This window comes from Zoogloea sp., from assembly GCF_041904905.1.
Taxonomy (GTDB): domain Bacteria; phylum Pseudomonadota; class Gammaproteobacteria; order Burkholderiales; family Rhodocyclaceae; genus Zoogloea.
Window position 1 is genome coordinate 1 of sequence record NZ_JAYRMI010000041.1, and the last position, 26,151, is coordinate 26,151.

The 26,151-nt window shown below is 71.5% G+C and carries 17 protein-coding genes; 4 read left to right on the plus strand and 13 right to left on the minus strand.

Annotated features, from left to right (window positions below):
* Positions 1-91: 91 nt before the first annotated feature.
* The 4 genes from ACE3N6_RS12245 to ACE3N6_RS12260 all read right to left on the minus strand — a co-directional run bounded on the left by ACE3N6_RS12245 (position 92) and on the right by ACE3N6_RS12260 (position 4,272).
* Positions 92-877, minus strand: a complete 786-nt coding sequence (locus ACE3N6_RS12245) for an enoyl-CoA hydratase/isomerase family protein (protein WP_374246054.1) — start codon at positions 875-877, stop codon at positions 92-94.
* A gap of 11 nt (positions 878-888) precedes the next feature.
* Complete coding sequence (locus ACE3N6_RS12250; RefSeq protein ID WP_374246055.1) at positions 889-1,404, minus strand: hypothetical protein; 516 nt, start codon at positions 1,402-1,404, stop codon at positions 889-891.
* A 3-nt stretch (positions 1,405-1,407) separates the two neighbouring features.
* Positions 1,408-3,015, minus strand: coding sequence for a carboxyl transferase domain-containing protein (locus tag ACE3N6_RS12255; protein WP_374246056.1), 1,608 nt, complete (start codon positions 3,013-3,015; stop codon positions 1,408-1,410).
* Positions 3,016-3,099: 84 nt separating this feature from the next.
* Complete coding sequence (locus ACE3N6_RS12260; RefSeq protein WP_374246057.1) at positions 3,100-4,272, minus strand: isovaleryl-CoA dehydrogenase; 1,173 nt, start codon at positions 4,270-4,272, stop codon at positions 3,100-3,102.
* A 150-nt stretch (positions 4,273-4,422) separates the two neighbouring features.
* On the opposite strand from ACE3N6_RS12260, the gene ACE3N6_RS12265 reads away from it, so the two are divergent.
* Complete coding sequence (locus ACE3N6_RS12265; protein WP_374246058.1) at positions 4,423-5,550, plus strand: AraC family transcriptional regulator; 1,128 nt, start codon at positions 4,423-4,425, stop codon at positions 5,548-5,550.
* Positions 5,551-5,651: 101 nt separating this feature from the next.
* Here the strand turns inward: ACE3N6_RS12265 and fdhD are convergent, their stop codons facing one another.
* The 9 genes from fdhD to ACE3N6_RS12310 all read right to left on the minus strand — a co-directional run bounded on the left by fdhD (position 5,652) and on the right by ACE3N6_RS12310 (position 22,903).
* Positions 5,652-6,512, minus strand: coding sequence for a formate dehydrogenase accessory sulfurtransferase FdhD (fdhD, locus tag ACE3N6_RS12270; RefSeq protein ID WP_374246059.1), 861 nt, complete (start codon positions 6,510-6,512; stop codon positions 5,652-5,654).
* A complete protein-coding gene (gene fdhF / locus ACE3N6_RS12275) occupies positions 6,509-9,364 on the minus strand; it encodes a formate dehydrogenase subunit alpha (protein ID WP_374246060.1) in 2,856 nt (951 codons plus the stop codon). Before fdhF ends, fdhD begins: the two co-directional genes overlap by 4 nt.
* Complete coding sequence (locus ACE3N6_RS12280) at positions 9,361-10,938, minus strand: formate dehydrogenase beta subunit (RefSeq protein WP_374246061.1); 1,578 nt, start codon at positions 10,936-10,938, stop codon at positions 9,361-9,363. Before ACE3N6_RS12280 ends, fdhF begins: the two co-directional genes overlap by 4 nt.
* On the minus strand, positions 10,935-11,402 hold the full coding sequence (locus tag ACE3N6_RS12285) for a formate dehydrogenase subunit gamma (protein WP_374246062.1): 468 nt from the start codon (positions 11,400-11,402) through the stop codon (positions 10,935-10,937). The genes ACE3N6_RS12280 and ACE3N6_RS12285 overlap by 4 nt, the downstream gene beginning before the upstream one ends.
* Positions 11,403-11,532: 130 nt before the next feature.
* The gene (gene recD / locus ACE3N6_RS12290; protein WP_374246063.1) at positions 11,533-13,545 is read right to left on the minus strand and encodes an exodeoxyribonuclease V subunit alpha; all 2,013 of its coding nucleotides are present in this window, start codon (positions 13,543-13,545) and stop codon (positions 11,533-11,535) included.
* The gene (gene recB / locus ACE3N6_RS12295; RefSeq protein WP_374246064.1) at positions 13,542-17,174 is read right to left on the minus strand and encodes an exodeoxyribonuclease V subunit beta; all 3,633 of its coding nucleotides are present in this window, start codon (positions 17,172-17,174) and stop codon (positions 13,542-13,544) included. The genes recD and recB overlap by 4 nt, the downstream gene beginning before the upstream one ends.
* The gene (gene recC / locus ACE3N6_RS12300; RefSeq protein ID WP_374246065.1) at positions 17,171-20,674 is read right to left on the minus strand and encodes an exodeoxyribonuclease V subunit gamma; all 3,504 of its coding nucleotides are present in this window, start codon (positions 20,672-20,674) and stop codon (positions 17,171-17,173) included. The genes recB and recC overlap by 4 nt, the downstream gene beginning before the upstream one ends.
* 148 nt (positions 20,675-20,822) lie before the next feature.
* Positions 20,823-22,223 carry a heavy metal sensor histidine kinase gene (locus ACE3N6_RS12305; RefSeq protein WP_374246066.1) on the minus strand — a complete coding sequence of 467 codons (1,401 nt, stop codon included), beginning with the start codon at positions 22,221-22,223 and terminating at the stop codon, positions 20,823-20,825.
* On the minus strand, positions 22,220-22,903 hold the full coding sequence (locus ACE3N6_RS12310) for a heavy metal response regulator transcription factor (RefSeq protein ID WP_374246076.1): 684 nt from the start codon (positions 22,901-22,903) through the stop codon (positions 22,220-22,222). Before ACE3N6_RS12310 ends, ACE3N6_RS12305 begins: the two co-directional genes overlap by 4 nt.
* A gap of 145 nt (positions 22,904-23,048) precedes the next feature.
* Here ACE3N6_RS12310 and ACE3N6_RS12315 point away from each other — a divergent pair, with 145 nt between their 5' ends.
* Genes ACE3N6_RS12315 through ACE3N6_RS12325 form a run of 3 tightly spaced genes read left to right on the plus strand, consistent with a single transcriptional unit; the run spans position 23,049 to position 26,145 of the window.
* Positions 23,049-23,360 carry a copper-binding protein gene (locus tag ACE3N6_RS12315; RefSeq protein WP_374246067.1) on the plus strand — a complete coding sequence of 104 codons (312 nt, stop codon included), beginning with the start codon at positions 23,049-23,051 and terminating at the stop codon, positions 23,358-23,360.
* An 8-nt stretch (positions 23,361-23,368) separates the two neighbouring features.
* Positions 23,369-24,613: a TolC family protein gene (locus ACE3N6_RS12320; protein ID WP_374246068.1), complete on the plus strand. Its 1,245-nt coding sequence runs from the start codon at positions 23,369-23,371 to the stop codon at positions 24,611-24,613.
* On the plus strand, positions 24,610-26,145 hold the full coding sequence (locus ACE3N6_RS12325; protein WP_374246070.1) for an efflux RND transporter periplasmic adaptor subunit: 1,536 nt from the start codon (positions 24,610-24,612) through the stop codon (positions 26,143-26,145). Before ACE3N6_RS12320 ends, ACE3N6_RS12325 begins: the two co-directional genes overlap by 4 nt.
* The last annotated feature ends 6 nt before the right edge of the window (positions 26,146-26,151 follow it).

Consider the following 26,151-nt stretch of genomic DNA (forward strand, 5'->3'; position numbering starts at 1 on the left):
GTCAGACCAGCTGACGGCGAGGTGTGGTCGGGGCCGATCCCTCGATGTCGGGTTACGCTGCGCTAACCCGACCTACCTCAAACTGCGAAATTCAGTCCGGCGCCCACGCCGCCGGGCGCTTGTCGAGGAAGGCGGCGAGGCCCTCCTTCGCCTCGGGCGTGGCGCGCAGCTCGGCGATGCGGCGGGCGGTGTCTTCCACCACCGCGTCGCTCACCGGCCGGTCGGCCACGGCGCGGATCAGATCCTTGGCGGCGGCCTGGGATTTCGGCCCACCCACCAGCAAGGCGGCGACGATCCCGGCCACCTTGGCGTCGAGTTCTTCCGGCGCCACGACCTCGTGGGCGAGGCCCAGCGCCTTGGCCTCGGCGGCGGAGATCCGCTCGGCGGTCTGGAAGTAACGCCCGGCCTGGCGGGCCCCGATGGCGCGCAGCACGTAGGGGCTGATGGCCGACGGGATGATCCCGAAGCGCACCTCGGAGGTGGCGAAGCTCGCCGCCGTCGAGGCCACGCAGATGTCGCAGGCCGACGCGAGGCCCATCCCGCCCCCCAGCGCCGCGCCCTGCACCCGGGCGATGGTGGGCTTGGTGAGTTCGGCCAGGGCCCGCAGCATTCCCGCCAGCTTGCGGGCGTCGGCGAGGTTTTCGTCCACCGACGCGTCCGCCGCGCGGCGCATCCAGTTGAGGTCGGCACCGGCCGAAAAGCTCTTGCCCCGCCCGGCCAGCACCACCGCCCGCACCGTGTCGTCGGCGTCGAGCTGCCGGCAGGCGTCGGTGAGTTCGGCAATCAGCGCCTCGTTGAAGGCGTTATGAACGTCCGGGCGGTTCATCCAGATCGTTGCGATGCCGCCGTCGCGGGCTATTTCCAGGGTTTCGAACAATTTGCTTTCCCTTACGGCATTTTGTTAGATCGGATCTTCTCAGCATGCTGGAGCCGAAAAAAATCTTCTCGAATGCGGTTTAGCGAACCCAAGAACGCTTGAGCCCCAAATCCCTGCCAATGAGAGGACCATTCGGTAACTCCCTTTTTTGTTGGATACCGCAGCAATTGGTCATGCGGAATCCGCTGGTCTTTGGGTACAGACGCCCAATCTACTAGTTCGGAGAATGGCACGTCCCATTTGAATTCGGGTTCTGTGAAAATTGCTTTGAATTCCCTTTCGAGCTGGGATATCTGGTGCACGTTATTTACCGCATCTGGTTTCCGGCTAATCAACATGCCTTTTAAGAAGAGTTCGATTGCATGCTGGGCCAAATAAAGACAAACCGCCCCATCTGGGTAGCCGAATAACTCTTCATTTTCGGAAATTGCTTTGCACTGTCGTTCGCTGGCTGCTAGATATGCCTGAGCAAACTTCCAATACTTTTCTCTTGCAGCCAACCCAAGAATTTCATCGCTTGTACTCATTGATTACATCCGGAACAGGCCGAAGCGGGTCTGGGGAATCGGGGCATTCAGGCTGGCCGAAAGCGACAGGCCGAGGATGCGCCGGGTCTGGGCCGGGTCCACCACGCCGTCGTCCCACAGCCGGGCGGTGGCGTAGTAGGGGTGGCCCTGATCTTCGTACTGCTGGCGGATCGGCGACTTGAAGGCTTCTTCCTCGTCCTTGCTCCAGGCGCCGCCCTTGGCTTCGATGCCGTCGCGGCGCACGGTGGCGAGCACGCTGGCGGCCTGCTCGCCGCCCATCACCGAGATGCGGCTGTTGGGCCACATCCACAGGAAGCGCGGGCTGTAGGCGCGGCCGCACATGCCGTAGTTGCCTGCGCCAAAGCTGCCGCCGATGAGCACGGTGAGCTTGGGCACCTGGGCAGTGGCGACGGCGGTGACCATCTTGGCGCCGTCCTTGGCGATGCCGCCGTTCTCGTACTTGCGGCCGACCATGAAGCCGGTGATGTTCTGCAGGAAGACCAGCGGCACGCCGCGCTGGGCGCACAGCTCGATGAAGTGGGCGCCCTTCTGGGCCGACTCGCCGAACAGGATGCCGTTGTTGGCGACGATGCCGATGGGCATGCCGTAGAGGTGCGCAAAGCCGGTGACCAGCGTGGTGCCGTAGCGCGCCTTGAACTCATCGAAGCGCGAGCCATCGACGATGCGGGCGATCACCTCGCGCACGTCGTAGGGCTTGCGGGTGTCGGTGGGGATGATCCCGTAGATTTCGGACGGGTCGTACAGGGGCTCTTCGGCGCTCGCCAGATTGAGGCCGACGGGCTTCACACGATTGAGGGTGCCGACGATGCGCCGGGCGATGGAGAGCGCGTGGGTGTCGTTCTCGGCCAGGTGGTCGGCCACGCCGGAGACGCGGGTGTGCACGTCGCCGCCACCCAGGTCTTCGGCGGTCACCACCTCGCCGGTCGCGGCCTTCACGAGCGGCGGACCGCCCAGGAAGATCGTGCCCTGGTTCTTGACGATCACCGTCTCGTCGCTCATCGCCGGCACATAGGCGCCGCCGGCGGTGCAGGAGCCCATCACCACCGCGATCTGCGGGATGCCCTCGGCCGACATGTTGGCCTGGTTGAAGAAGATCCGGCCGAAGTGGTCGCGATCCGGGAAGACCTCGTCCTGCTTGGGCAGGAAGGCGCCGCCGGAATCCACCAGATAGATGCACGGCAGCTTGTTCTGCTGGGCGATCTCCTGGGCGCGCAGGTGCTTCTTGACCGTCATCGGGTAGTAGGTGCCGCCCTTCACGGTGGCGTCGTTGGCGACGATCATGCACTCGACGCCATTGACCCGGCCGATGCCGGCGATCACGCCCGCCGACGGGGCCTCGTTGTCGTACATGCCGAAGGCGGCGAGCTGGCCGATCTCGAGGAAGCCGGTGCCGGGGTCGAGCAGGTGATCCACCCGGTCGCGGGGCAGCAGCTTGCCGCGGGCGGTGTGCTTGGCGCGGGCCGCCTCGCCGCCGCCAAGGGCGACCTGGGCGGCCTTCTCGCGCAGGTCGGCGACGACCTTGCCCATCGCCTCGGCGTTGGCCTGGAAGTCGGCGGAGCGCGTGTTGATGCTGGATTTGATGACGGTCATTGGACGACCCTCCTGTCACTGCGTGACATCCTCCCCACGGGAGGGATCGCGCCCCCTTCGGGCGGCCGGGCGGGTGCGCTCATATCAGCAGGTCTCCGCAAAGAGTTCGCGGCCGATCAGCATGCGGCGGATCTCGCTGGTGCCGGCGCCGATCTCGTAGAGCTTGGCGTCGCGCCACAGGCGGCCGGTGGCGTATTCGTTGGTGTAGCCCACGCCGCCGAGGGTCTGGATCGCCTCGCCAGCCATCCAGGTGGCCTTCTCGGCGGAGTACAAAATGGCGCCGGCGGCGTCCTTGCGCAGGGTGCGGGCGTGGTCGGCCTTGTCGCAGGCTTGGCCCAGGGCATACACGTAGGCCCGGTTGGCCATCCAGGTGGAGTACATGTCGGCGACCTTGCCCTGCATCAGCTGAAACTCGCCGATGCGCTGGCCAAACTGCTTGCGGTCGTGGAGGTAAGGCACCACCACGTCCATGCACGCGGCCATGATGCCCAGCGGGCCGCCGCACAGCACGGCGCGCTCGTAGTCGAGGCCGCTCATCAGCACCTTGGTGCCGTTGCCCACGCCGCCCAGCACGTTCTCTTCGGGCACCTCGCAGTCGTCGAAGAACAGCGGGTAGGTGTTGGAGCCGCGCATGCCCAGCTTGTCCAGGTGGGTGCCGTGGGTGAAGCCCTTGAAGCCCTTCTCGACGATGAAGGCGGTCATCCCGCGGGCGCCGGCGTCCACGTCGGTCTTGGCGTACACCACCAGGGTGTCGGCGTCGCCGCCGTTGGTGATCCACATCTTGGAGCCGTTGAGCACGTAGCGGTCGCCTTTTTTGTCGGCGCGCAGCTTCATGCTCACCACGTCGGAGCCGGCGTTGGGCTCGCTCATCGCCAGCGCGCCGACGTGGTCGCCGGAGATCAGCTTGGGCAGGTATTTCTGCTTCTGGGCTTCGGTGCCGTTGCGGCGGATCTGGTTGATGCACAGGTTGGAGTGGGCGCCGTAGGACAGACCCACCGACGCCGAGGCGCGGGAGACTTCTTCCAGCGCGATGATGTGGGCGAGGTAGCCCATGTTGGTGCCGCCGTACTCCTCCGGGGCGGTCATGCCGTGCAGGCCCAGGTCGCCGAGCTTCTTCCAGAGGTCGGCCGGGAAGAGGTTGTCCCGGTCGATGTCGGCCGCGCGCGGGGCGATCTCTTTGGCCGCGAAGGCCTGCACGGTGTCGCGCAGGGCCTCGATGGTCTCGCCGAGATGGAAGTTCAGGCTGGGAATGTGCATGGGGTGTCTCCTCCGGTTTGTTCTGGGCCGAATCGGGTGCGAGGCACCGTTCGAGTGCTCCGCAGCGTACGCGGTCGGCGGTGGCCGCGGGCGCCATCGTGGTTGCAAATCGTGCCACGGCATCGCCCAAGGCGGTAAGATCGGGCAACCATGACCGCCAGCCGCTCCGCCGCGCCACCGCCGTCCCGCCAGGGCCGCGCCGCCACCCCCATCGCCTTCATCCGCGCCATCGTGCTGGCCTACCGCCGGTACGGCATCGACCCCGCCGGCGCGCTCGCCCGGGCCGACATCGATCCGGCCATGCTCGACGACCCTGACGCCCGCGTCACCGCCGCGCAGATGGAGCTCATTTCCGGCCATGCGATGCAGGAACTCGACGACGAGGCCCTGGGCTGGTTCTCGCGCCGGCTGCCGTGGGGCAGCTACGGCCTGCTGTGCCGGGCGTCGTTGGGGTCGCCCGATCTGGGCGTGGCGCTCAAGCGCTGGTGCCGCCATCACCGCCTGCTCACCGACGACATCGCGCTCACGCTGGCGGTGGATCGCGCCGTCGCCACCCTCACCATCGCCCTCCACCGGCCCTTGGGCGAGATGCACGAGTTCTGCCAGGTGACGCTGCTGCGCTACGTGCTGGGTTACGCCTGCTGGGCGATCGACTCGCGGATTCCGCTGCTGGAGAGCCGCTTCCCCTTCCCTGCCCCGGCCCACGCCGACGCCTATCCGCTGATGTTCCCCGGCCCGCTGCGTTTCGAAGCGGAGCAGGCCGCCATCGCCTTCGACGCCCGCTACCTGGAGTTGCCGATCCGCCGGGATGAGGCCGCCCTGCGCGCCATGCTCCAGCGCGCCCTGCCCCTCACGGTGCTGCAGTACCGCCGCGACCGCCTGCTGGTGGAAGGGGTGCGGCGCTTCCTGCGCGACCCGGCCAACGGCGCGGCCACCGCCGAGATCGTGGCGGGCAGCCTCAACGTGTCGGTGCGCACCCTGCACCGCCAGCTCAGCGACGAAGGCTCGTCGCTCCAGCAGCTCAAGGACGAAGCCCGCCGCGCCCGGGCCATCGAGCTGCTCAACCGCAGTCAGCGGTCGATCAAGCAGATCTCGGCGCTGGTGGGTTTTCGTAACGAGAAGAGTTTTGCCCGGGCCTTCCGGGCCTGGACCGGCCTGCCGCCCCAGGCTTTCCGGGAAGCCCGGCTTGCCACCCCGGACGAGGCCGGCAGCGCCAGCGGCGTCATGCCAGCGCCCTTCCCGCCGGGCGCAGTCGATCCGGGTAAGCCGGGTTCGTGACGGACTTTACGGCAGCTTACAAATTTCATGTTGCACTGCACCCATACGGAAGCGTATGCTTCGCTCTGTCTCCTCCACCCCTCTCCTCCTTTGGTGTGGATTTAACCCGAGCGGCCCCCCGGCCACTCGGGTTTTTCTTTTTCCGGGCCGGCAATCCGCCCCGCGCCGGCATACACCGAGAAACCCTGCTCCCGCAGCCAGCCAACCAGCGTAAGCCCGGCGGCCTGGGCGTTGCGCACCGCCATCGCGGTGGGCGCCGACACCGCGGCCAGCAGCTGCACCCCCGCGCTGGCGGCCTTGTGGACGAGTTCGTGGCTGGCCCGGCTGGTGATGAGCACGAAGCCGTCGGCGGGCGCCACGCGCTGACGGCGCAGCGCCCCAAGGAGCTTGTCGAGCGCGTTGTGACGGCCCACGTCCTCCCGCACCAGGCGGATGGCGCCGTCCGGGTTGGCCCAGGCGGCGGCGTGTACGCCACCGCTCTGGCGATGGAGCCCCTGGGCGGCCGGCAGCGCGGCGATGGCGCGGGTGAGCGCGGCGGCGTCGACCACGAGGCCCTCCGGCACAGAGGGCACCGGAAGGATCGCCTGATCGAGGCTCTCCCGTCCGCACAGGCCGCAGCCGGTGCGTCCGGCGAGCTGCCGGCGGGTGGCCTTGAAGCCCTGGAAACGTTCGGCGGTGACGCGAAGCTGCAGCTCGACACCCGCCGGCGAAACGACGACCTCCACCTCCAGCAATTCCGCCGGGCTGGCGATGAGCCCTTCGCTGAGGCTGAAGCCGAGGGCGAAATCTTCCAGATCGGTGGGCGTGGCGAGCATCACCGCGTGGGAGATGCCGTTGTACACCAGCGCCACCGGCACCTCCTCGACGACCGCGTCTTCCAGCGGCGCAGCGCCCGCCGGCCCGAAGCGCGTGGCCGGCACATGCTGCAACGCGGGAAGCTCGCCCTCCTCCTCCGCGATCACGCCTCCGGCCCCGGAGGCAGCAGCGCCTGCTGGTCGGCGTCCATGCGGCGGAAGTCGGCCTGCCAGCGGGCGGGCTGCTCGCCCAGCGCCACCTGCACGGCGGTCACCTTGTACTCGGGGCAGTTGGTGGCCCAGTCGGAGTTGTCGGTGGTCACCACGTTGGCGCCGGAGCCCGGGAAGTGGAAGGTGGTGTAGACCACCCCCGGCTGCATCCGCTCGGAGATGCGGGCCCGCAGCCGGGTCTGGCCGGCGCGGCTTTCGATGTGCACCCAGTCGCCGTCGGCAATGCCGCGGTCGGCGGCGTCGAGCGGGTGGATGTCGAGCCGATCCTCGCTGTGCCACACGGTGTTGGCGGTGCGGCGGGTCTGGGCACCCACGTTGTACTGGCTGAGGATGCGCCCGGTGGTGAGGATAAGCGGGAAGCGCCGGGTGACCTTTTCGGTGGTCGGCACGTACTCGGTGACGACGAAACGCCCCAGGCCGCGGGTGAAGTGCTCGGTGTGCATGATCGGCGTGCCGGCGGGCGACGCGTCGTTGCAGGGCCACTGCAGGCTGCCGGCGGCATCGAGCCGCGCGTAGCTCACCCCGGCAAAGCTGGGCGTGAGGGCGGCGATCTCGTCCATGATCTCGGACGGGTGCCGGTAGTCCATCGCCACGCCCAAGGCCTGGGCCAGCGCCTGGGTGGCCTGCCAGTCGGCCTTGCCGGAGAGCGGTTCCATCACCTTGCGCACCCGCGAAATGCGCCGCTCGGCGTTGGTGAAGGTGCCGTCCTTCTCGAGGAAGGACGCGCCCGGCAGGAAGACGTGGGCGAACTTGGCCGTCTCGTTGAAGAAGATGTCCTGCACGACCAGACATTCGAGCGAGCGCAGCGCGGCGTGCACGTGCTGGGTGTTGGGGTCGGACTGGGCCAGATCCTCGCCCTGGACGTACATGCCCTTGTAGCTGCCGGCAATCGCTGCGTTGAACATGTTGGGAATGCGGTAGCCGGGCTCCGGGTCGAGCGTCACGCCCCAGCGGGCCTCGAAGGCGCCGCGCACCGCCGCATCGGCCACCGGACGATAGCCCGGCAGCTCGTGGGGGAAAGAACCCATGTCGCAGGAGCCCTGCACGTTGTTCTGCCCGCGCAGCGGATTGACCCCCACGCCCGGCCGGCCGATGTTGCCGGTGGCCATGGCGAGGTTGGCGATGCCCATCACCATCGTCGAACCCTGGCTGTGCTCGGTGACGCCCAGGCCGTAGTAGATCGCCCCGTTGCCGGCGCCGGCGTAAAGGCGCGCCGCGGCGCGGATGGCGTCGGCCGACACCCCGGCGATGCCCGAGACGACTTCGGGGCTGTTCTCTTCACGCAGCACGAAATCCCGCCACGCGGCAAAGGCCTCGGCCTCGCAGCGTTCGGCCACGAAGGCTTCATCCACCAGCCCCTCGGCGACGATCACGTGGGCCAGCGCGTTGATCATCGCCACGTTGGTGCCGGGCCGGAGGGCCAGATGATGCGCTGCCGCCACATGGGGCGTGCGCACCAGATCGATGGCGCGGGGGTCGATCACGATGAGCTGGGCGCCCTGGCGGATGCGCTTCTTGAGCAGCGAGCCGAACACCGGGTGGCCGTCGGTGGGGTTGGCGCCGATCACCACGATCACGTCGGCCGACAGCACGGATTCGAAATCCTGGGTGCCGGCCGATTCGCCCAGAGTCTGCTTGAGGCCGTAGCCGGTGGGCGAATGGCACACGCGGGCGCAGGTGTCCACGTTGTTGTTGCCAAAACCGGCGCGCACCAGCTTCTGGACGAGGTAGGTCTCTTCGTTGGTGCAGCGCGACGAGGTGATCCCGCCCACCGCCAGCCGGCCATACTTGGCCTGGATGCGCCGGAACTCGCCGGCGGCGTAGGCGATGGCTTCGTCCCACGACACCTTGCGCCACGGGGCGTCGATGCTTTCGCGGATCATCGGGGTGGTCACCCGATCCGGGTGGGTGGCGTAGCTCCAGGCGAAGCGGCCCTTCACGCAGGCGTGGCCGGCGTTGGCGCCGCCGGATTTGTCCGGCACCATCCGCACCACCTGCTCGCCCTTCACCTCGGCCACAAAACCGCAGCCCACGCCGCAGTAGGCGCAGGTGGTGGCCACCCCGCGCTGGGCCTGGCCGGCGGCGATCAGGCTCTTCTCGGTCAGCGTCGCCGTCGGGCAGGCTGTCACGCAGGCGCCGCAGGAGACGCACTCCGACCCCAGGAAACCCTCGTCCGCGCCGGCCGTCACCTTCGATTCAAAACCCCGCCCGGCGATGGTCAGCGCGAAGCTGCCCTGCACTTCCTCGCAGGCCCGCACGCAGCGGCTGCACACGATGCACTTGGCCGGATCGAAGCTGAAGTACGGGTTGGATTCGTCCTTGGGCTGGGCGTGGGTGGCGTCGAAGTGGTTGTCGCCGGCAAAGCCGTAGCGCACCTCCCGCAGGCCCACCACGCCGGCCATGTCCTGCAGCTCGCAGTTGCCGTTGGCGCTGCAGGTGAGGCAGTCGAGGGGGTGATCGGAGATGTACAGCTCCATCACCCCACGGCGCAACTCGGCGAGCCGGGGCGACTGGGTGACGATGCGCATCCCCGCCTCGACGGGCGTGGTGCACGACGCCGGATAGCCCCGCCGGCCGTCGATCTGCACCAGGCACAGGCGGCACGAGCCGAAGGCCTCGAGGGCGTCGGTGGCGCACAGCCTGGGGATCGGGATGCCGGCCTCCAGCGCCGCACGCATCACCGAGGTGCCGGCCGCCGCCACCACCTGCCGGCCGTCGATGGTGAGGGTGACGGTGCGGTCGGCGCTGACCGGCGGGGTGCCGAAGTCGGTCTGGCAGCGACAGCTCATTGGACGACCCTCCGCTCGGCGGGGGCTGGCGCCTCCGGGGCTTCGAGCCCGAAATCGGCCGGGAAGTGCTTCAGGGCCGACAGCACCGGGAAAGGCGTCATGCCGCCCATCGCACACAGCGAGCCCTCGCTCATCAGGGTGCACAGATCGTGCAGCAGCGCGGTATTGGCGGCCCGCTCGTCGCCCGCCACGATGCGGTCGATGACTTCCATGCCGCGGGTCGAGCCGATGCGGCAGGGGGTGCATTTGCCGCAGGATTCCTCGGCGCAGAACTCCATCGCAAAGCGCGCCATGCGGGCCATGTCGACGCGGTCGTCGAACACCACCACCCCGCCGTGGCCGATCATGGCGCCGCGGGCCGAGAAGGCCTCGTAGTCGAGCGGCAGGTCGAGCGCGTCCGGCGGCAGATAGGCGCCCAGGGGGCCGCCCACCTGCACCGCGCCGACCGGCCGGCCGCTGGCGGTGCCGCCGCCGAAATCCTCCAGCAGCTCGCGCAGGGTGAGACCGAAGGCTTTCTCCACCAGCCCGCCCCGGCGCACGTTGCCGGCCAGCTGGAAGGGCAGCGTGCCCAGCGAGCGGCCCTGGCCGAAATCCCGGTAGAAGCCGGCGCCCCTGGCGAGGATCACCGGCACGCTGGCCAGGGTGATGAGGTTGTTGATGACCGTCGGCTTGCCGAACAGGCCCTTCACCGCCGGCAGCGGCGGCTTGACGCGCACCTGCCCGCGCTTGCCCTCGATGCTCTCCAGCATCGCGGTCTCCTCGCCGCAGATGTAGGCCCCGCCGCCCAGCCGCGCCTCGATCTCGAAGGCCCGGCCCGAGCCCAGGATGTCGTCGCCCAGCAGGCCGGCGTCCCGCGCCAGGCGCAGCGCGGTGTTCACCGTGCGCCACGCCAGCGGGTACTCGGAGCGCAGGTAGATGTAGCCCCGCCGCGCCCCCACCGCCAGCCCGGCGATCACCATGCCCTCGATCAGGCAGAAGGGGTCGCCCTCCAGCAGCATGCGGTCGGAGAAGGTGCCGGAATCGCCCTCGTCGGCGTTGCACACGACGTACTTTTCGGTGCCCGGCGCGCCCAGCACGGTGCGCCACTTGATGCCCGCCGGAAAGGCCGCCCCGCCCCGCCCACGCAGGCCCGAATCGGTGACGGCCTGGACGATCTCGTCGGGCGTCATCGCCAGCGCCGCGCGCAGGCCGGCGAGCCCACCGTGGGCGGAGTAGTCGTCCAGCGACAGCGGGTCGACCACCCCCACCCGGGCGAAGGTCAGCCGCTCCTGGCGCTTGAGGTAGGGAATCTCGTCGGTGAGCCCCAGGGCCAGCGGGTGCGCGCCACCGGTGAGCAGGCCGGCATCGAGCAGGCCCGGCACGTCGGCCACCTCCACCGGGCCATAGGCCACGCGCCCGGCCGGGGTGGCCACCTCCACCAGCGGCTCCAGCCAGAACAGCCCGCGGGAGCCGTTGCGCACCAGCTCCACGGAGACGCCCCGCGCCGCCGCGCCGGCCGCAATTGCCAGCGCCACGTCCTCGGCGCCCACCGCCAGCGCGGTGGTGTCGGCCGGCACATACACGCGCACGCTCATGGCAGCTCCTCCCGCAGGTTGGTCAGCAGCCGGTCGAAGCGCGCCGCGTCCACCCGCCCGATCACCGCGTCGCCCACCCGCAGCGACGGCCCACAGGCGCAGTTGCCCAGGCAATACACCGGCTCCAGGCTCACCGCGCCGTCGGCGCTGGTCTGGTGATAGCCCACCCCCAGGACGCCCCGCACGTGGGCCTCCAGCGCTTCGCTCCCGCGCGCCTGGCAGGCTTCGGCCCGACACAGCTGGATCACCTGCCGGCCCGGCGGCGAGGTGCGGAAGTGATGGTAGAAGCTGATGACCCCGTGGACTTCCGCGCGGGAGAGGTTGAGCGCCTGGGCGATGGCCGTGGTGGCCGCGGGCGGCACCCAGCCGAGTTCGTCCTGGATGGCGTGGAGGATCGGCAGCAGGGCATCCTGCCGGGGCGGATGGGCAGCGATCAGTCGCTGGACGATGTCGGCGTGGGGCATGACGGGCTGGAGGGGCGGGCTGGATGGCAAACGGCTCGATTCTACGCTGCAGGTTTGCCTCCAGTGGGCAGGATTTCACACCTGCCAGAAAGGAACAGCGCCCCCTGAAAACCCAGCCAAGCGCCCCGCCTCAGTCAGCCATCAGCCCCGAAACCCGCAGTACCCGCCGCTCCACCGCGCGGGCCAGCACCGCCGAGCCCGGCGCATCGGCGAGGGTGAACCACTGCCGGGCGCGGGTGATGCCGGTGTAGATCAGCTCGCGGGTGAGGATGGGGCTCAGGCTCTCCGGCAGCGCCATCGCCACATGGGCGAACTCCGACCCCTGGGACTTGTGCACCGTGAGGGCGAACACCGTCTCCACCGCCTGCAGCCGGCTGGGCTGCACCCACTTGATGCCGGCGCTGCCGTCGCCCGCCGGAAACGCCACCCGCAGCACGCCGCCGGGTAGTTCAAGCGTGATGCCGATGTCGCCGTTCATCAGCCCCAGCCCGTAGTCGTTGCGGGTGACCAGCACCGGCCGGCCGGCATACCAGCCCTCGGCGGCGGGGATCAGCCCGGCCTCCTGGAGCCAGCCGGCGATCCGCCGGTTGAGCCCTTCCACGCCCCACGGCCCGCGGCGCAGGCCGCACAGCAGCTGGAACTGGCCGTGGGCGGCAAGCACCGCCCGCGCCCAGTCGTCGATGGCGTCTTGCGTTGCGCCGGCAGCCGGCCGGGCATCGCGCAGGGTTGCGAGGTAATGCCGGTAGCCCAGCGGGCGCTCGCCGGCGTAGCCCCTGCCGGTGTCGCCTTCCACCGCCAGCCGGCGCAGGGCGCGTTCGTCGGCGCCCTCGCCTGTCGCCACCCGGGCGAGATCGGCAAAGCCGGCGTCGAAGCAGCCGACGGCAGCCGCCACGTCGCCGGCATTGACGGCGGCGGCCAGCTGGCCGATCCCGCTGTCGTGGCGGAAGCGGTGGCTGAAGCGCAGCATCGCCACCGCCTGATCGAGGGCCGTGCCGGCCGGGTCGATGAGCGACGCGGGGATCGTCGCGCCAGTCACGTCTGCGATCCACCCGGCGGTCTCTGCCGTGTAATGGCCCTCCGACGCCCGGCGGCACAGCTCGCCCAGCACCGCGCCCGCCTCCACCGACGCCAGCTGATCCTTGTCGCCCAAGAGCACCAGGCGCGCCTTGGCCGGCAGCGCGGCGAGCACCGCCGCCATCATCTCCAGATCCACCATCGAGGCCTCATCCACCACCAGCACATCCACCGGCAGCGGGTTGCCGGCGCGGTGGCGGAAGTGGCGGGAATCCGGCCGGCTGCCGAGCAGGCGGTGGAGCGTCGTCACCTTCGCCGGAATCGCCGCGCGCACCGCCTCGCCCTCGGGCAGGTCGTCGAGGGGCAGGCGGGCCACCGCGCCGGCGATGGATTCGTTGAGCCGCGCCGCGGCCTTGCCGGTGGGCGCGGCGAGGCGGATGCGCAGCGGGCGCCCGGCCTCGCCTGCCAGGGCCAGGGCTTGCAGCACCGCCAGCAGGCGCACCACGGTAGTCGTCTTGCCGGTGCCGGGGCCGCCGGTGACGATCGCGAAGGCGCTGCGGGCAGCCAGCGCGCAGGCGATCTTCTGCCAGTCCGGCCCGTTGGCGGCGGGTGGGAACAGCGCATCCAGCGCGGCCCGCAGGGCGTCGGCCGGCAGCGGCAGGGGCGCGGCGAGGCGCGCGTCGATGGCCTCGCGCACCGCGCGTTCGTACTGCCAGTAGCGGCGCAGGTAAACCCGCCGGCCCACTGCCACCAGCGGGGTGACGCCGGGGCCGTCGGCCACCAGCTCGGGGTGGGCGAGCGCCGCCTGCCAGCCGGCCAGATCCAGCCCGGCCAGCACCTCGGCCGGCAGCGGCGGACGGGCCTCGCCGCGCGGGTCGTCGCCGTCGGGCGGCAGCGACAGGGCGAAGCCCGGGTCGGCCAGGGTGTCGGCCAGATCGAGGCAGGCGTGGCCGCGACCCAGCTGATGGCTGGCCAGCGCGGCGGCCAGGAGGGCCGGCGGCGGCGCATCCGGCACTTCGCGGGCGAGGAAGGCGGCGAAGGCGGCATCCAGCCCGCGCAGCCAGCCGTGGTCGGCCCAGCGGGCGATCAGCGCGAGGGTGGCGACGGGGTCGTTCAGGACAGGATTCACGCGGGCTCCCCTTGGCCGGCGTGGGCGAACAGGGCGTCCAGCGCCTCGATCAGCGCCCGGGGTGGGCGCTCGGCGTGGATGCCGCGGCCGGGCGACTGGCTGCCCCGCAGGAAGAGGTAGATCGCCCCGCCCAGGTGGCGGTCGTAGTCGTAATCGGGCAGGCGCAGCTTGAGCAGGCGGTGGATCGCCAGCAGGTAGAGCACGTACTGCAGCTCGTAGCGCTTGGCGAGCACCGCCGCGGCCATCGCCGCCGGGGTGTAGGCCGCGTCGTCGGGCCCGAGCCAGTTGGATTTGTAGTCGAGCACGTAGTAGCGCCCGTCGTGCTCGGCCACCAGGTCGATGAAGCCCTTGAGCATGCCGTTGAGCTGGCCCGGCGCCAGGGGCGGCCGCTCGGCGCCGCCCAGGGTGTGGGCGCACACCAGGCGATCCACCGCGGCCAGATCCACCCGGTGGGCGGCGATCCAGAACTCCATCTCGGCCACCGCCACCGGCAGCCCGGCGAGGGTGAAGCCGGCGTCGTCCGGCGCGCCCAGGGGCATCTGCAGGAAATCCTGCAGCCACGCGCACAGCGGGTCGATCCACGCCGCCCAGCCGCGCACCGCGCAGCGCCGGGCAACGGCGTCGCGCAGCAGCGCAGGCGCCGCGGCCACCGCGCCGAAGCCCTGACCGGCGGCCCATTCGAGGATCTCGTGGAGGAAGGTGCCCACCGCCGCGCCCCGGGGAAAATCGTGCAGGCGGGCGCCGTCGGCCGGGGCGGGCGGCGGCGACGGCGGCAGCGCGTCGGAGCCCGCGGCTTCGAGGAAGACGTCCTCCGCCGCGGTTTCGGCGCTGGCCGCGGCGGTCTGCAGGGCGGAGTAGCTGGCGATCCACCAGTGCTCGCGCACCGGGCGCACCGGCTGACGGGCGGCGCCTTCGACGACGGCGCGGTCGCCGCCGGCGTACAGGTCGGGCGCCGGCTCGGGGCGGTCGATCACGGCGATGGGCGGGCAGCCGGCCGCCAGGGCGTCGAGCCCCGCCTGCAGATCGCCGCCCACCAGATAGCCCAGCGCGCTGCGCTCCACCTCCTTGAGGGGGGCGACGCCGATCCAGGTGGCGTAGCGGGCGCGGGTGAGCGCCACGTAGAGCTTGCGCAGGTCCTCGCCCAGGCGTTCCCGGTCCACCTGCGCCACCGCGCTGCCGTCGTCGGCCAGCGCCAGCCGCAGCCGGCCGTCGGCGTCGTGCCACTTGAGCGGCAGGTCGGTGGACTTGGCGGCGCGGAAGGCACAGGCGAAGGGCAAAAAGACCAGCGGATACTCCAGCCCCTTCGACTTGTGTACGGTGACCACCTGCACCAGATGGGCGTCGCTCTCGAGGCGGATCTGGCGGGCGTCGCCCCCGGCGGCGGCGTCCTGGCGCTGTTCGGCCAGATGGCGGATCAGCGCGTGCTCGCCGTCCAGCAGGCTGCTGGCCTGCTGGAGGAGTTCGGCCAGATGGAGCAGATCGGTCAGGCTGCGCTCGCCGCTGCCCCCCGCCGCCAGCAGGCGCGCCGGCACGCGGAAGTCGTTGAGCAGGCGGCGCAGCATCGGCAGCACGCCCTGGCGGCGCCAGCACTCGCGGTAGGCGCGGAACTGCTCGATGCGCGCATCCCAGGCAAGCTCGTCGTGGTTGAGGCGGTCGAGATCCGCCCAGCCCAGGCCCAGGGTGGCGGTGGCCAGCGCGGCCCGCAGGGCGCGGCCGTCGTCGGGCTCGGCACAGGCGGCGAGCCACAGCTGCAGGTCGCCGGCCTCGGGGCGCTGGAAGACGGATTCGCGCTCCGAAAGGTAAACGCTGCGCACGCCCCGCTCGGCGAGCGCGCTGCGGATGGTGTCGGCCTCGGTACGGTTGTTCACCAGCACCGCCATGTCGGACGGGCGAAGAAGGCGCCGGCCCTTGTCGCCGTCGAAGCCGGCCTTGCCGGCGACACCCAGATTGAGCAGGCGGGCGATCTCGCCAGCGCACACCTGCGCCATCGCGGCGAGGTAGGCTTCCTTGGCGATCGCCTTGCCGTCCTCCGGCGCGGGCAGGCGCCAGGCGGTGAGCGCCGGCAGCGGCGCGCCGTCGGCGACGAGCACGTCGTCGCGGCCCTTGGCCTCGGCGGGCAGGAAGGGCACCGGGTTGTCGTCGCCGCTGCGGAACAGGAAGGCGCCCTGCCCTGTCTCGCGGCGCTCGGCCAGCTCGAAGCAGCGGTTGGTGGCGGCGACCATGCCTTCTGTTGAGCGGAAGTTGCGCCGCAGGGTGTACAGCCGGCCGGCGGTGGCGCGGCGGGCGGCGAGGTAGGTGTGAATGTCGGCGCCGCGGAAGGCGTAGATGGCCTGCTTGGGGTCGCCAATCAGCACAAGTCCGGTGGCGTCGCTGTTGTCGGCCAAGCGATACACGGTGTCGAAGATTCGGTACTGAATTGTATCGGTATCCTGAAACTCGTCGATCAGCGCCACCGGAAACTGGTTGCGGATGAGCTGGGCGAGGCGCGGGCCGTTGGGGCCGGCGAGCGCCGCGTCGAGCCGCCCGAGCAGGTCGTCGAAGCCCATCTGGGCACGGCGGGCCTGTTCGATGGCGAAGCGCTCGGCCACCCAGCGGGCGGCGTGGGCGAGGGTTTCGTCGCGGCCTTCGGGCAGGCCGGTCAGCGCGGCGCCCAGCCCGGCCATGGCCTTGAAGGCCTCGTGTGCAGGCGGCTCGCCCTCACGCCAGATCTCGGCGATGCCTTCGGGCGTGAGGCGCGTCCAGGCAGTGTCGGTGAGCGCGGGCTTTTCGGTCTCGTCGCCGGCCCAGGTTTCGAGGGCCACCAGCCAGCGCTCGCAGTTGGCCTGGTTGAGCTTGCGGGCGTCGAACTGCTTCTTCGCCCGGGCGCCGTCGAAGAGCGTGCGCAGCTCCTCCACCCACCCGGCCCACGGGGCCTTGAGTTCGGCAAGACGTTCGCGTTTCGCGGCGCGGGCCTGCTCGATGGCCTCGGCCGGCGTCGGGCCTTCGCCCAGCAGCGCCACATGGGGCAGCAGGTGCCGGACGACCGCCTGCAGCCCCTCGGGCGAGCCCCACCAGCCGCTTACCCGCCGCGCGGCGTCCACGTCCAGCGGGTACATGAAGCTGCGCCAGTAGTCGCGCACCACCTCGGCCAGCAGCTCGTCCTCGTCGGTTTCGAGGCGCTGGGTGAACAGGCTGTCGCTGTCGAAGGCGTGCTCGCGGAGCATGCGGTTGCACCAGCCGTGGATGGTGGACACCGCCGCCTCGTCCATCCACTCGGCGGCGAGCTGCAGGCGCCGGGCGCAGCCGGCCCAGGCCTCGGGCGGGTAGTCGGCGCGCAGGTCGTGGAGCAGATCGGTGCCGGGCGGCTCGGGCTCGACATGGGCAGGATCGACCAGAAAGCACGCCGCCGCCTCGGAGAGCCGCGCCCGGATGCGGTCGCGCAGCTCTTTGGTGGCGGCGTCGGTGAAGGTGACGACGAGGATCTCCGGCGGGTCGAGCGGGCGGCTGAAGGCGGCGTCGCCCCCGTGGCCAAGCACGAGGCGCAGGTATAGCGCGGCGATGGTGAAGGTCTTGCCGGTGCCGGCGCTGGCTTCGATCAGCCGGCTGCCCTTGAGCGGAAAACGCAGGGGGTCGAGGGGGGTCGGGTTCATCGGGCGTCGCCCTTCTGGGCCGCCTTGGCCGCGGCTTTGGCGGCGAACGTTGCCGTGTGGAGGGGGCGCAGCAGGCGCTCGGCCAGCCGGGCGAATTCGCCGCTGGCGGTGAGGCGGGCGTAATCCGGCCACACCCGCTGCAGGTAGGGGCTGGTCTGCACTTCGCCGGGGGCGTTGTAGCCGCCTTCGTAGGTTTGCGGCGCGGTGTTCTTGTTGCCGTCCACGTCGGCGAGGTGGGCGAAGGCGGTCTTCACCGGCAGCGGCAGCGGGCGGGTCTGGCCGTCCTGCCAGGCGGCGATCAGGGCGTCGAGCTGGGCGCGGGCATCGTCCACCTCCAGCGGCTCGAAGCGCACGTCGCCCACCTTGCTCACCACCAGCGTGGTGAGCGGCCCGCCGGCCAGATGCCCGGCGAGGTGGGCGACCCAGTGCTTCACCAGATTGTGCCGGCGGTACTTGCCGTCCTTTACCGCGTCGCTGGGTTCCAGCACCACCCGGCCGCGCTGCGCGTCGTCAGTCAGGCGCAGGTCGTGGAGGCGGTCCTCCAGCCTCAGGCCCGTGGCCTCGTGGAGGTGGCGGATTTCGGCGTCGCCCTCCATCGGCTGCGGCCATTCGGCGAGGCCGGCGGCGTAGCGCGCGAAGAGATCGGCCATCGGCGCGGCGAGCGCGTCCCGCTGGATGAGCGCGAAGGCCCGGGCGGGCAGCTCGCCCCGGCGGGCGATGCGTTCGAGGCCGGCCGCCAGGGCTTCGGTGGGCTCGGAACCGGCGTGGATGGCCTCGGCCTGGGCGGCGATCAGCTCGTTCCACAGGCTCCACTTCTGCAGGCCGTCCAGGTCGAAGGGCTCCTGGTCGTCGCTGGCCGGGTCGTCCGGCTCGAAATCCACCCGCAGGCGCTGGCGGAAGAAGCCCTTCGCCGGGTCGCGCAGGAAGGTGGCCAGCTCGGCGACGGTGAGCGGCTCGTCCCGCGCCACCGGCGGCAGGGTGGCGTCCGGCGCCGGGCGGTCGTCGGCGATGCGCCACTCGCCGGCGTAGGTGAACAGGCGCGACGCGGCCGGGTCGGCCGGGAAGTAATCCGGGTTGAAGGGCTGCAGGCGGTGCTCGACGGTGAGGTGGTCGAGCAGCGCGTCGCCGTCGTCGCGCCCGGCCAGCCGCCAGCCGGCGGCGAGGTGGTCGCGCAGCTGGCCGATCAGCACCGACGGCGGGCGCGGGGTGTTGTCGTTGATGCTGCGCCCGACCCACGACACGTGCAGGTGCTCCCGGGCCGACAGCAGCGCCTCGAGGAACAGGTAGCGGTCGTCCTCGCGGCGGGAGCGGTCGCCGGGGCGGTAGTCGCGCCCCATCAGGTCGAAGTCCATCGGCGGACGGGTGCGCGGGTAATCGCCGTCGTTGAGCCCCAGCAGGCACACCCGGCGGAAGGGAATCGCCCGCATGGGCATCAGCGTGGCGAAGGTCACCACGCCGGCGAAGAAGCGCTGGGACAGCCCGCCGTCGTCAAGCTGGGCCAGCCAGTGCTCGCCCACCACCGCCAGCGGCAGCGGCGCGGTGAGGCCGGCGGCGGTGCAGGCGTCGAGCCAGCGGGCCAGGGCCTGGTCGAGCTGCTGCAGGGTGAAGGCGTCGGCGCTGTCGTCCGGGGCGAAGAAATCCGCCATCAGGCCGCGCAGGCGGGCGCACCAGCCGGGCACGTCGGCATCCTCGCGCAGCACTTGCCAGGTGGCGTCGAGGCGCTCGACGAAGGCCACCAGCGGGCCCAGCAACGCGGCATCCAGCCCGCCGATCTCGTCGAAGGGCTCGATCTCCTGCCACGGCCCGGCGCCGGCGCCCACCGCGTAACCGAGCAGCATCCGGCGCAGGCCGAACAGCCAGCTGTTGGCCTCGGGGGCGTCGGGCAGGCCCAGGCTCTGGCGATGGGCGGCGTGCAGGCCCCAGCGGATCCTGGCGCCGTGTATCCACCGATGCAGCAGCGGCAGGTCGTCCTCGGCGATGCCGAAGCGGGCGCGCAGGGCCGGCACTTCGAGCAGGTCGAACACGTCGCTCACCGCCAGCCGGCCGGTGGGCAGGTCGAGGAGCCGGGCGATGGCATTGACCAGCGGGTCGTGGTGGCGCCGGCCCTGGTCGGCGATGCTGAAGGGGATGAAGCGCGGGTCGTCCCGGTCGACCAGCCCGAACACCGCCTGGATGTGCGGCGCATAGGCGTCGATGTCCGGCACCATCGCGATCACGTCCCGCGGGCGCAAGGTGGGGTCGGCGTTGAAGGCGGCCAGCAGCTGGTCGTGGAGGATCTCCACCTCGCGCTGGGCGCTGTGGGCCACGTGGAAGCGGATCGAGGCGTCGTCGGGCGACACCGCGGGCCAGCGCGCGCGGCTCTCGCCCAGGGGGCGCAGGTCGCGGATGTCGTCCTGCAGCTGGTTGAGCAGGCAATCGCCCCCGTGGCTGTCGAAGAGGTCGATGCGCTTGCCAAGGGCGGCGAAGCGGTGCCGGTAGCCGGCCCGGCTGGTGTCGCTGTCGTGCTCGTCGAGGAGGCCGATGAAATCGCGCCCCTGTTTGCCCCACGCGGCCAAGAGCGGATGGGCGTGGAGGTGCAGGGCCTCGTCGGGGATGGTCTCGGGGGCGCCCTCGCGGCGGCGCTGGCGGCTGCGGGTGGCGCGCAGCAGCGCCTTGTCGGCGACGATGTCGGCCCAGTAGTGCTCGCAGGGGTTGTGCACGCACATCAGCACCTGCGACCAGCGGGCCACCGCCGCCAGGGCCTCCAGCGACTGGCGCGGCAGCGCCGAAATGCCGAACACCATCGCCCGGCGCGGCAGGCCCGCCGGGCGCGGCGCATCGTCGGGCCACGCGGCTACCCGGTCCAGAAACGCCTTGTGCACCGCCGCCCGGCCCTGCCCGGCCGCGCCGCCGCCCACGTCGGCCAGCAGCGCCCGCCACAGGCTGGCCTGCCAGCGCTGCTCGTCGGGCAGCGCCATGCGGTCGCCGCTGGCACGGATCAGCACGTCGTTGCCATCGGCCCACGCGGCCAGCCAGTCGGCGCGATACACCTGATACTGGTCGAACAGATCCGCCAGCCGCTCGGCCAGCTGGAAGCGCTTGCGCAGATCGGCGTCGGACGCCAGGAAGCGCCGCAGCGGCGCGTAGGCCGGTTCATTCATCGTGTCGGGCAAGAGGCGCATCAGCCGCCACAGGAGCAGCGGTTTGTCGAAGGGCGAGACCTCCGGCACCGCGTCGCGGCCCAGCACGGCTCGGTACACCTGCCACAGAAAACGCGACGGCAGCGACATGTCGAGCCCCGCGGCGATCCCGCAGCCGCCGCCCACGCCATCCGCGGCCGGGTCTTCGGCCAGCGCCAGGCGCAGCCACTGGGCGATGCCGTTGCTGTGCACCAGCAGGGTTTCGGTTTCGAGGGGCGCGAGCGGATAGCGCCGGGCCCACGCGACCAGCAGGTCGCGCAGGGCTTCGGGGCGATTGCCGTGAACCAGCATCAGCCCGGGGGGCAGCGGTGTGGGGTGCAAGGTGGACTCCCGGACAGGACGCGGCGGATTGTAGGGCCTGGGCGATGCGCCGGAAAGCGCCATCCGGCGGGCCATGCGCGCACCGGCAAAGGCCGCCCGCCTGGGTTCGGCCATGAAGTTGGAAACCCGGCCGGGAGCCGGGCCGGCTTCAGTCCGCCGCCGGCAGCCAGATCTCGAACACGTTCTGCCCGTCTTCGACGCGCGCCCTCACCTCGCCGCCGTGGGCGCGCAGGATCGAGCGGGTGATCGCCAGCCCCAGCCCGGCGCCCTCGCCCCCGTGGCGGCGGGCGGCGTCGGCCTGGTAGAAGCGGTCGAAGAGGCGCGGCAGCACCTCTGCCGGAATCGGCGCCCCGGTGTTGGCGACGGCGAGCCGCACGCCGGGCCGGCCGGCCTCGTCCGGCGCCAGCGCCACGGTGGCCGTCACCGCGCCCCCATCCGGCGTGTGGCGCAGGGCGTTGGAGAGCAGGTTGCCGATGGCGCGGCGCAGCATCAGGCGGTCGCCTGCCACGTCGGCGCGACCCGAGAGGCGCAGGGTGACGCCCTTGTCCTCGGCCACCGCCCCGTAGAACTCGAACAGCGCCGACACCTCGTCGGCCAGCGGAAAACGCGCCTGCCCCGGCACGATCAGCCCGTTCTCGGCCTTGGCCAGGAACAGCATGTCGCCAATCATCCTCGACAGCCGCTCGAACTCCTCGGCGTTGGATTCGAGCACCTCCCGGTAGGCATCGGCGTCCCGCGCGCGGGTCAGCGCCACCTGGGTCTGGGTCATCAGGTTGCTCACCGGGGTGCGCAGCTCATGGGCCAGATCGGACGAGAAATCCGACAGGCGCCGGAAGGATTCCTCCAGGCGGGCCAGCATCGCGTTGAGGGAGTCGGCCAGCTCGGCCAGCTCCGCCGGCACCCGGTCTGCGGGCAGGCGCTGGTCGAGGCGCTGGGCGCTCACCTCGCCGGCCCGGTGGCCCATCGCCCGCAGGGGCGCCAGCCCGCGACGGGCCGCGAACCAGCCCAGCAGCCCGGTGGCCAGCGAGGCCCCCAGCACCACCCACCACAGGGTGCGCATGAACGAATCCATGAAGCTGCGGTGATGGGCGATGTCGGTGGCCACGCCCACCCGCAGCGGCGACGCGCCGGGGATGCCGGTGGGCAGCGCCGCCACCACGCCCCGGTACGCGTTGCCGGCGTCCTCCCACACCCGGGGCCGGCCGTCCGCCGGGCCGCCGCGCAGCCGGGCCTCGGGAAAGGCCGCCCCGTGGCCGGCCCGGTGGATGCGGCCATCCGGCCCCAGCACCGCGATGGCGATGCCGTGGTGGCCCACCAGCGAATCCTCCAGGGCCCGCGGCACGCCATCCAGCCCGCCAGCCGCGGGCAGCTTGTCGAGGAGCCGGCCGACCTGCGCCAGCCGGCCGTTCAGCTCGGCCATGTCCTGCTCTTCGAAGTGGTGCTCCACCGAGCCGGCAACGATCCAGCCCAGCACCAGCAGCACCACAGTCGAGGCCAGCGCGAACAGCAGGGTGAGCCGCGCGGTGAGCGACGCGCGCCGGCCGCTCACCGGCACGGCGGCGCCTCCAGCACGTAGCCCATGCCGCGTACGGTGCGGATCAGCCGCGGCTCGAAGTCGTCGTCGATCTTGGCGCGCAGGCGGCGCACGGCCACCTCCACCACGTTGGTGTCGCTGTCGAAGTTCATGTCCCACACCTGGGAGGCGATCAGCGAGCGGGGCAGCACCTCGCCCTGACGGCGCAGGAGCAGCTCCAGCAGCGCAAACTCCTTGGCGGTGAGGTCGATCCGCCGGCCGGCGCGGGTCACCCGGCGGCGCAGCAGATCAAGCTCCAGATCGGCCGCCTGCAGGGCCTCCGGCTCCTTGCTCCGGGTGCCCCGGCGCAGCAGGGTGCGCACCCGGGCCAGCAGCTCGGCGAAGGCGAAGGGCTTGACCAGGTAATCGTCGGCCCCCAGCTCCAGCCCCTTCACCCGGTCCTCCACGCTATCCCGCGCGGTGAGGAACAGCACCGGCATCTCGCGGCCGGCCTTGCGCAAGGTCTGGAGCACCTGCCAGCCGTCGAGGCCCGGCAGCATCACGTCGAGCACGATCAGGTCGTAAGCCTCCGCCACGCCCAGGTGCAGCCCGTCCAGCCCGCTGCGGGCCAGATCGACGGTGAAGCCGGCCTCGGCCAGCCCTTGCCTCAGATAGTCCCCGGTTTTCGGTTCGTCCTCGACGATCAGAATCTTCAATGCCATCCCTTCCTGCAGCGTGGGCGGCCGCCAGTCTGCCGTGAACCGCCCCATCCGGCCGAAGATTACAGAGATGTAATCTCCGGGTCAGCCTCCTGTCGGTGGGCGCTTGCCAGAATCGACCATCGCCCACCCCGGAGACACCATGAAAGCCCTGCTCGCCGCCGCCCTGCTTGCCGCCGCCCCGGCCTTCGCGGCCGACCCCCACGCCGGCCACAGCCACGCCGCCCCCGCCGCCGCGACGCTGGTGGACGGCACCGTGAAGAAGGTGGACAAGGCCGCCGGCCGGCTCACCCTGTCCCACGGCCCGCTGCCCAACGGCATGCCGGCGATGACCATGGCCTTCGGGGTGAAGAACCCCGCGTGGCTCGACCGGCTCAAGGCGGGCGACAAGATCCGCTTCGGGATGGACGACGCCGGCGGGGTGCTCACCGTCACCCGGATCGAGCAGCCGTAAGCGCCGCCATGCGCCGCCTCCTGCCCCTGCTGCTGCTCTGCGCCGCGCCGGCCTTTGCCGAACCGCCGGCGCTGGGGGGCGATCTGGCCACCCTCCTCGACCACGCCCGCAGCCGCAACCCCGACTACGCCGCGATGCGCCACGAGGCTGCTGCCGCCGCCGAGCGCATCGCCCCGGCCGGCGCCCTGCCCGACCCCAGGTTGCGCACCGAGCTGCGCGACATCACCCGCATGGGCGAGCAGAACCCCTCGCTGCTGCCGGCCCGGGTGGGCAGCACCCGCTACCTGCTGATGCAGGACGTGCCCTGGCTGGGCAAGCGCGACCTGAAGCGCGAGATCGCCGAACTCGACGCCCGCGCCGCCGAAGGCCGGGCCGGCGGCACCTGGGCCGAGCTGGCCGCGCAGATCAAGACCGCCTACGCCCAGTACCAGTACATCCACCGCAACGCCGCCCTCACCCGCGAGCTGCTCGATCTCTCCACCCGCCTCGAGAAGGTGGCCCAGGCCCGCTACGCCGGTGGCCTCGCCGCCCAGCAGGACGCGATCCGCGCCCAGATCGAGCAGACCGGCCTGCGCGCCGAACTCCTCGCCCTCGACAACGACACCCAGCAGGCCCGCGCCCGCCTCAACACCCTGCTGGCCCGCCCGGCCGCCGCGCCGCTGGAAGCGCCCACGCACCAGCGGCCGCTGCCCGCCGCCCTCGACGCCGCCGCGCTGGAAGCCCGGGTGCGCGCCCTCAACCCCCAGATCCTTGCCGACGAAGCCCGGCTGCGCGCCGCCGAAAAGGGCCGCGAGCTGGCCTACAAGAACCGCTACCCCGACTTCACCCTGGGCGTCTCGCCCATCCAGTACCAGGGCAGCGTGAAGGAGTGGGAGCTGATGGTGGAACTCAACCTGCCGCTCCAGCAGGGCACCCGCCGCGCCCAGGAGCGCGAGTCCGAGGCCATGCTGTCCGCCGCCCGCGCCCGCCTCGACGCCACCGCCAACCAGGCCCTGGGCGAGCTGGCCGGCCAGCTCGCCGCCTTCGACGCCGCCCGGCGCACCGAAGCCCTCATCGCCACCGGGCTGCAGGCCCAGGCCGACCTCAGCTTCAAATCGGCGCTGGCCGCCTACGAGACCGGCAAGGTGGATTTCGCCACCCTGCTCGACGCCCAGCGCCAGATCCGCATCGCCCGCCAGGGCCGCATCAAGGCCCAGTTCGAGGCCCAGATGCGCCTCGCCGAGATCGAACGCATCGTTGGAGAAGACCTGTGAAGACGCCCGCCGCCCTCGCCCTGGCCGCCGCGCTTGCCCTGGGCGGCACCGCCGGCGGCTACTGGTTCGGCACCCGCAGCGCCACCCCGCCCACCGCCGCGGCCGACGCCAGGCCCACCCGCAAGCTGCTCTACTACCGCAACCCCATGGGCCTGCCCGACACCTCCCCCACCCCCAAGAAAGACCCGATGGGGATGGACTACATCCCGGTGTACGAGGGCGAGGACGCTACCGGCGACCCCGCCCCCGCCGGGCAGGTGAAGATCGCCGCCGAGCGCATCCAGACCCTCGGAGTGCGCACCGAGCAGGTGGCGCTGCGCCCCCTGGAGCGCCGCATCCGCGCCGCCGGCCGGGTCGAGCCCGACGAGCAGCGCCTGTACACCGTCGCCCCCAAGTTCGAGGGCTACGTGGAGCGCCTGCACGTCAACGTCACCGGCCAGCCGGTGGCCCGCGGGCAGGTGCTGTTCGAGGCCTACAGCCCCGAGCTGCTCTCCGCTCAGCGGGAATACCAGATCGCCGCCCAGGGCGTCGAAGCCCTCAGGCACGCCGGCAGCGAAGCCCGCGACGGCATGCAGCAGCTCGCCGACTCCGCCCTCGCGCGGCTGCGCAACTGGGACATCCCCGACGCCCGGCTGCGCGCCCTCGCCAGAAACGGCAGCGCCAGCCGCACCCTGCCCTTCACCTCGCCGGTGGCCGGCATCGTCACCGAGAAGAAGGCCGTGCAGGGCGCCCGCTTCATGCCCGGCGAGGCGCTGTATCGGGTGGCCGACCTCTCCCGCGTGTGGGTGATGGCCGAACTCTTCGAGCAGGACATCGCCGCCGCCCGGGTGGGCGCGCCGGTGACGGTGCGCGTCGATGCCTACCCCGACAAGACCTTCGACGGGCGCGTGGCCTACCTCTACCCCAGCGTGAACCCCGACACCCGCACCGCGCCGGTGCGCGTCGAGCTGGCCAACCCCGGCCTGCTCCTCAAGCCGGGCATGTTCGCCCGCATCGAGATCGGCACCGGCGGCAGCCAGCCGGTGCTCAGCGTGCCCACCTCCGCGGTGATCGACAGCGGCACCCGTCAGGTGGTGCTGCTGGCCCAAGGCGAAGGCCGCTTCACCCCACGGGCGGTGAAGCTGGGCCAGCGCGACGACGTGCGGGTGGCGGTGCTCGACGGCCTTACGGCCGGCGACACGGTGGTGGTGGCCGCCAACTTCCTGATCGACGCCGAGAGCAACCTCAAGGCCGCCCTCGCCGGCTTCGGCCCGCCCCAGCCGGCGGCCGGCGGCAAGGGCCACACGGCCGAAGGCGTGGTGGACAGCCTCGACCTCTCCGCCGACACCGCCATGCTCACCCACGGGCCGGTGCCCAGCCTCAACTGGCCGGCCATGACCATGGAGTTCAAGCTCGCCAGCCCCTCGCTGCGGGCCGGGCTCAAGCCCGGGGCGAAGATCGCCTTCGATTTCGTCGAGCAGGCCCCGGGGGAGTGGACCGTCACCGCGATCCGCCCCGCCGCCGCCACGCCCCCCGCCCACACCGGCCACTGACGGAGC

Excerpts from the sequence above, each read along its gene's own strand:
- ACE3N6_RS12320 (WP_374246068.1), top strand. The coding sequence starts at position 23,369 with ATGCGCCGCCTCCTGCCCCTGCTGCTGCTCTGCGCCGCGCCGGCCTTT.
- ACE3N6_RS12265 (WP_374246058.1), top strand. The coding sequence starts at position 4,423 with ATGACCGCCAGCCGCTCCGCCGCGCCACCGCCGTCCCGCCAGGGCCGC.
- ACE3N6_RS12315 (WP_374246067.1), top strand. The coding sequence starts at position 23,049 with ATGAAAGCCCTGCTCGCCGCCGCCCTGCTTGCCGCCGCCCCGGCCTTC.
- recB (WP_374246064.1), bottom strand. The coding sequence starts at position 17,174 with ATGAACCCGACCCCCCTCGACCCCCTGCGTTTTCCGCTCAAGGGCAGC.
- ACE3N6_RS12260 (WP_374246057.1), bottom strand. The coding sequence starts at position 4,272 with ATGCACATTCCCAGCCTGAACTTCCATCTCGGCGAGACCATCGAGGCC.
- ACE3N6_RS12255 (WP_374246056.1), bottom strand. The coding sequence starts at position 3,015 with ATGACCGTCATCAAATCCAGCATCAACACGCGCTCCGCCGACTTCCAG.
- ACE3N6_RS12250 (WP_374246055.1), bottom strand. The coding sequence starts at position 1,404 with ATGAGTACAAGCGATGAAATTCTTGGGTTGGCTGCAAGAGAAAAGTAT.
- ACE3N6_RS12285 (WP_374246062.1), bottom strand. The coding sequence starts at position 11,402 with ATGCCCCACGCCGACATCGTCCAGCGACTGATCGCTGCCCATCCGCCC.
- fdhF (WP_374246060.1), bottom strand. The coding sequence starts at position 9,364 with ATGAGCTGTCGCTGCCAGACCGACTTCGGCACCCCGCCGGTCAGCGCC.
- ACE3N6_RS12280 (WP_374246061.1), bottom strand. The coding sequence starts at position 10,938 with ATGAGCGTGCGCGTGTATGTGCCGGCCGACACCACCGCGCTGGCGGTG.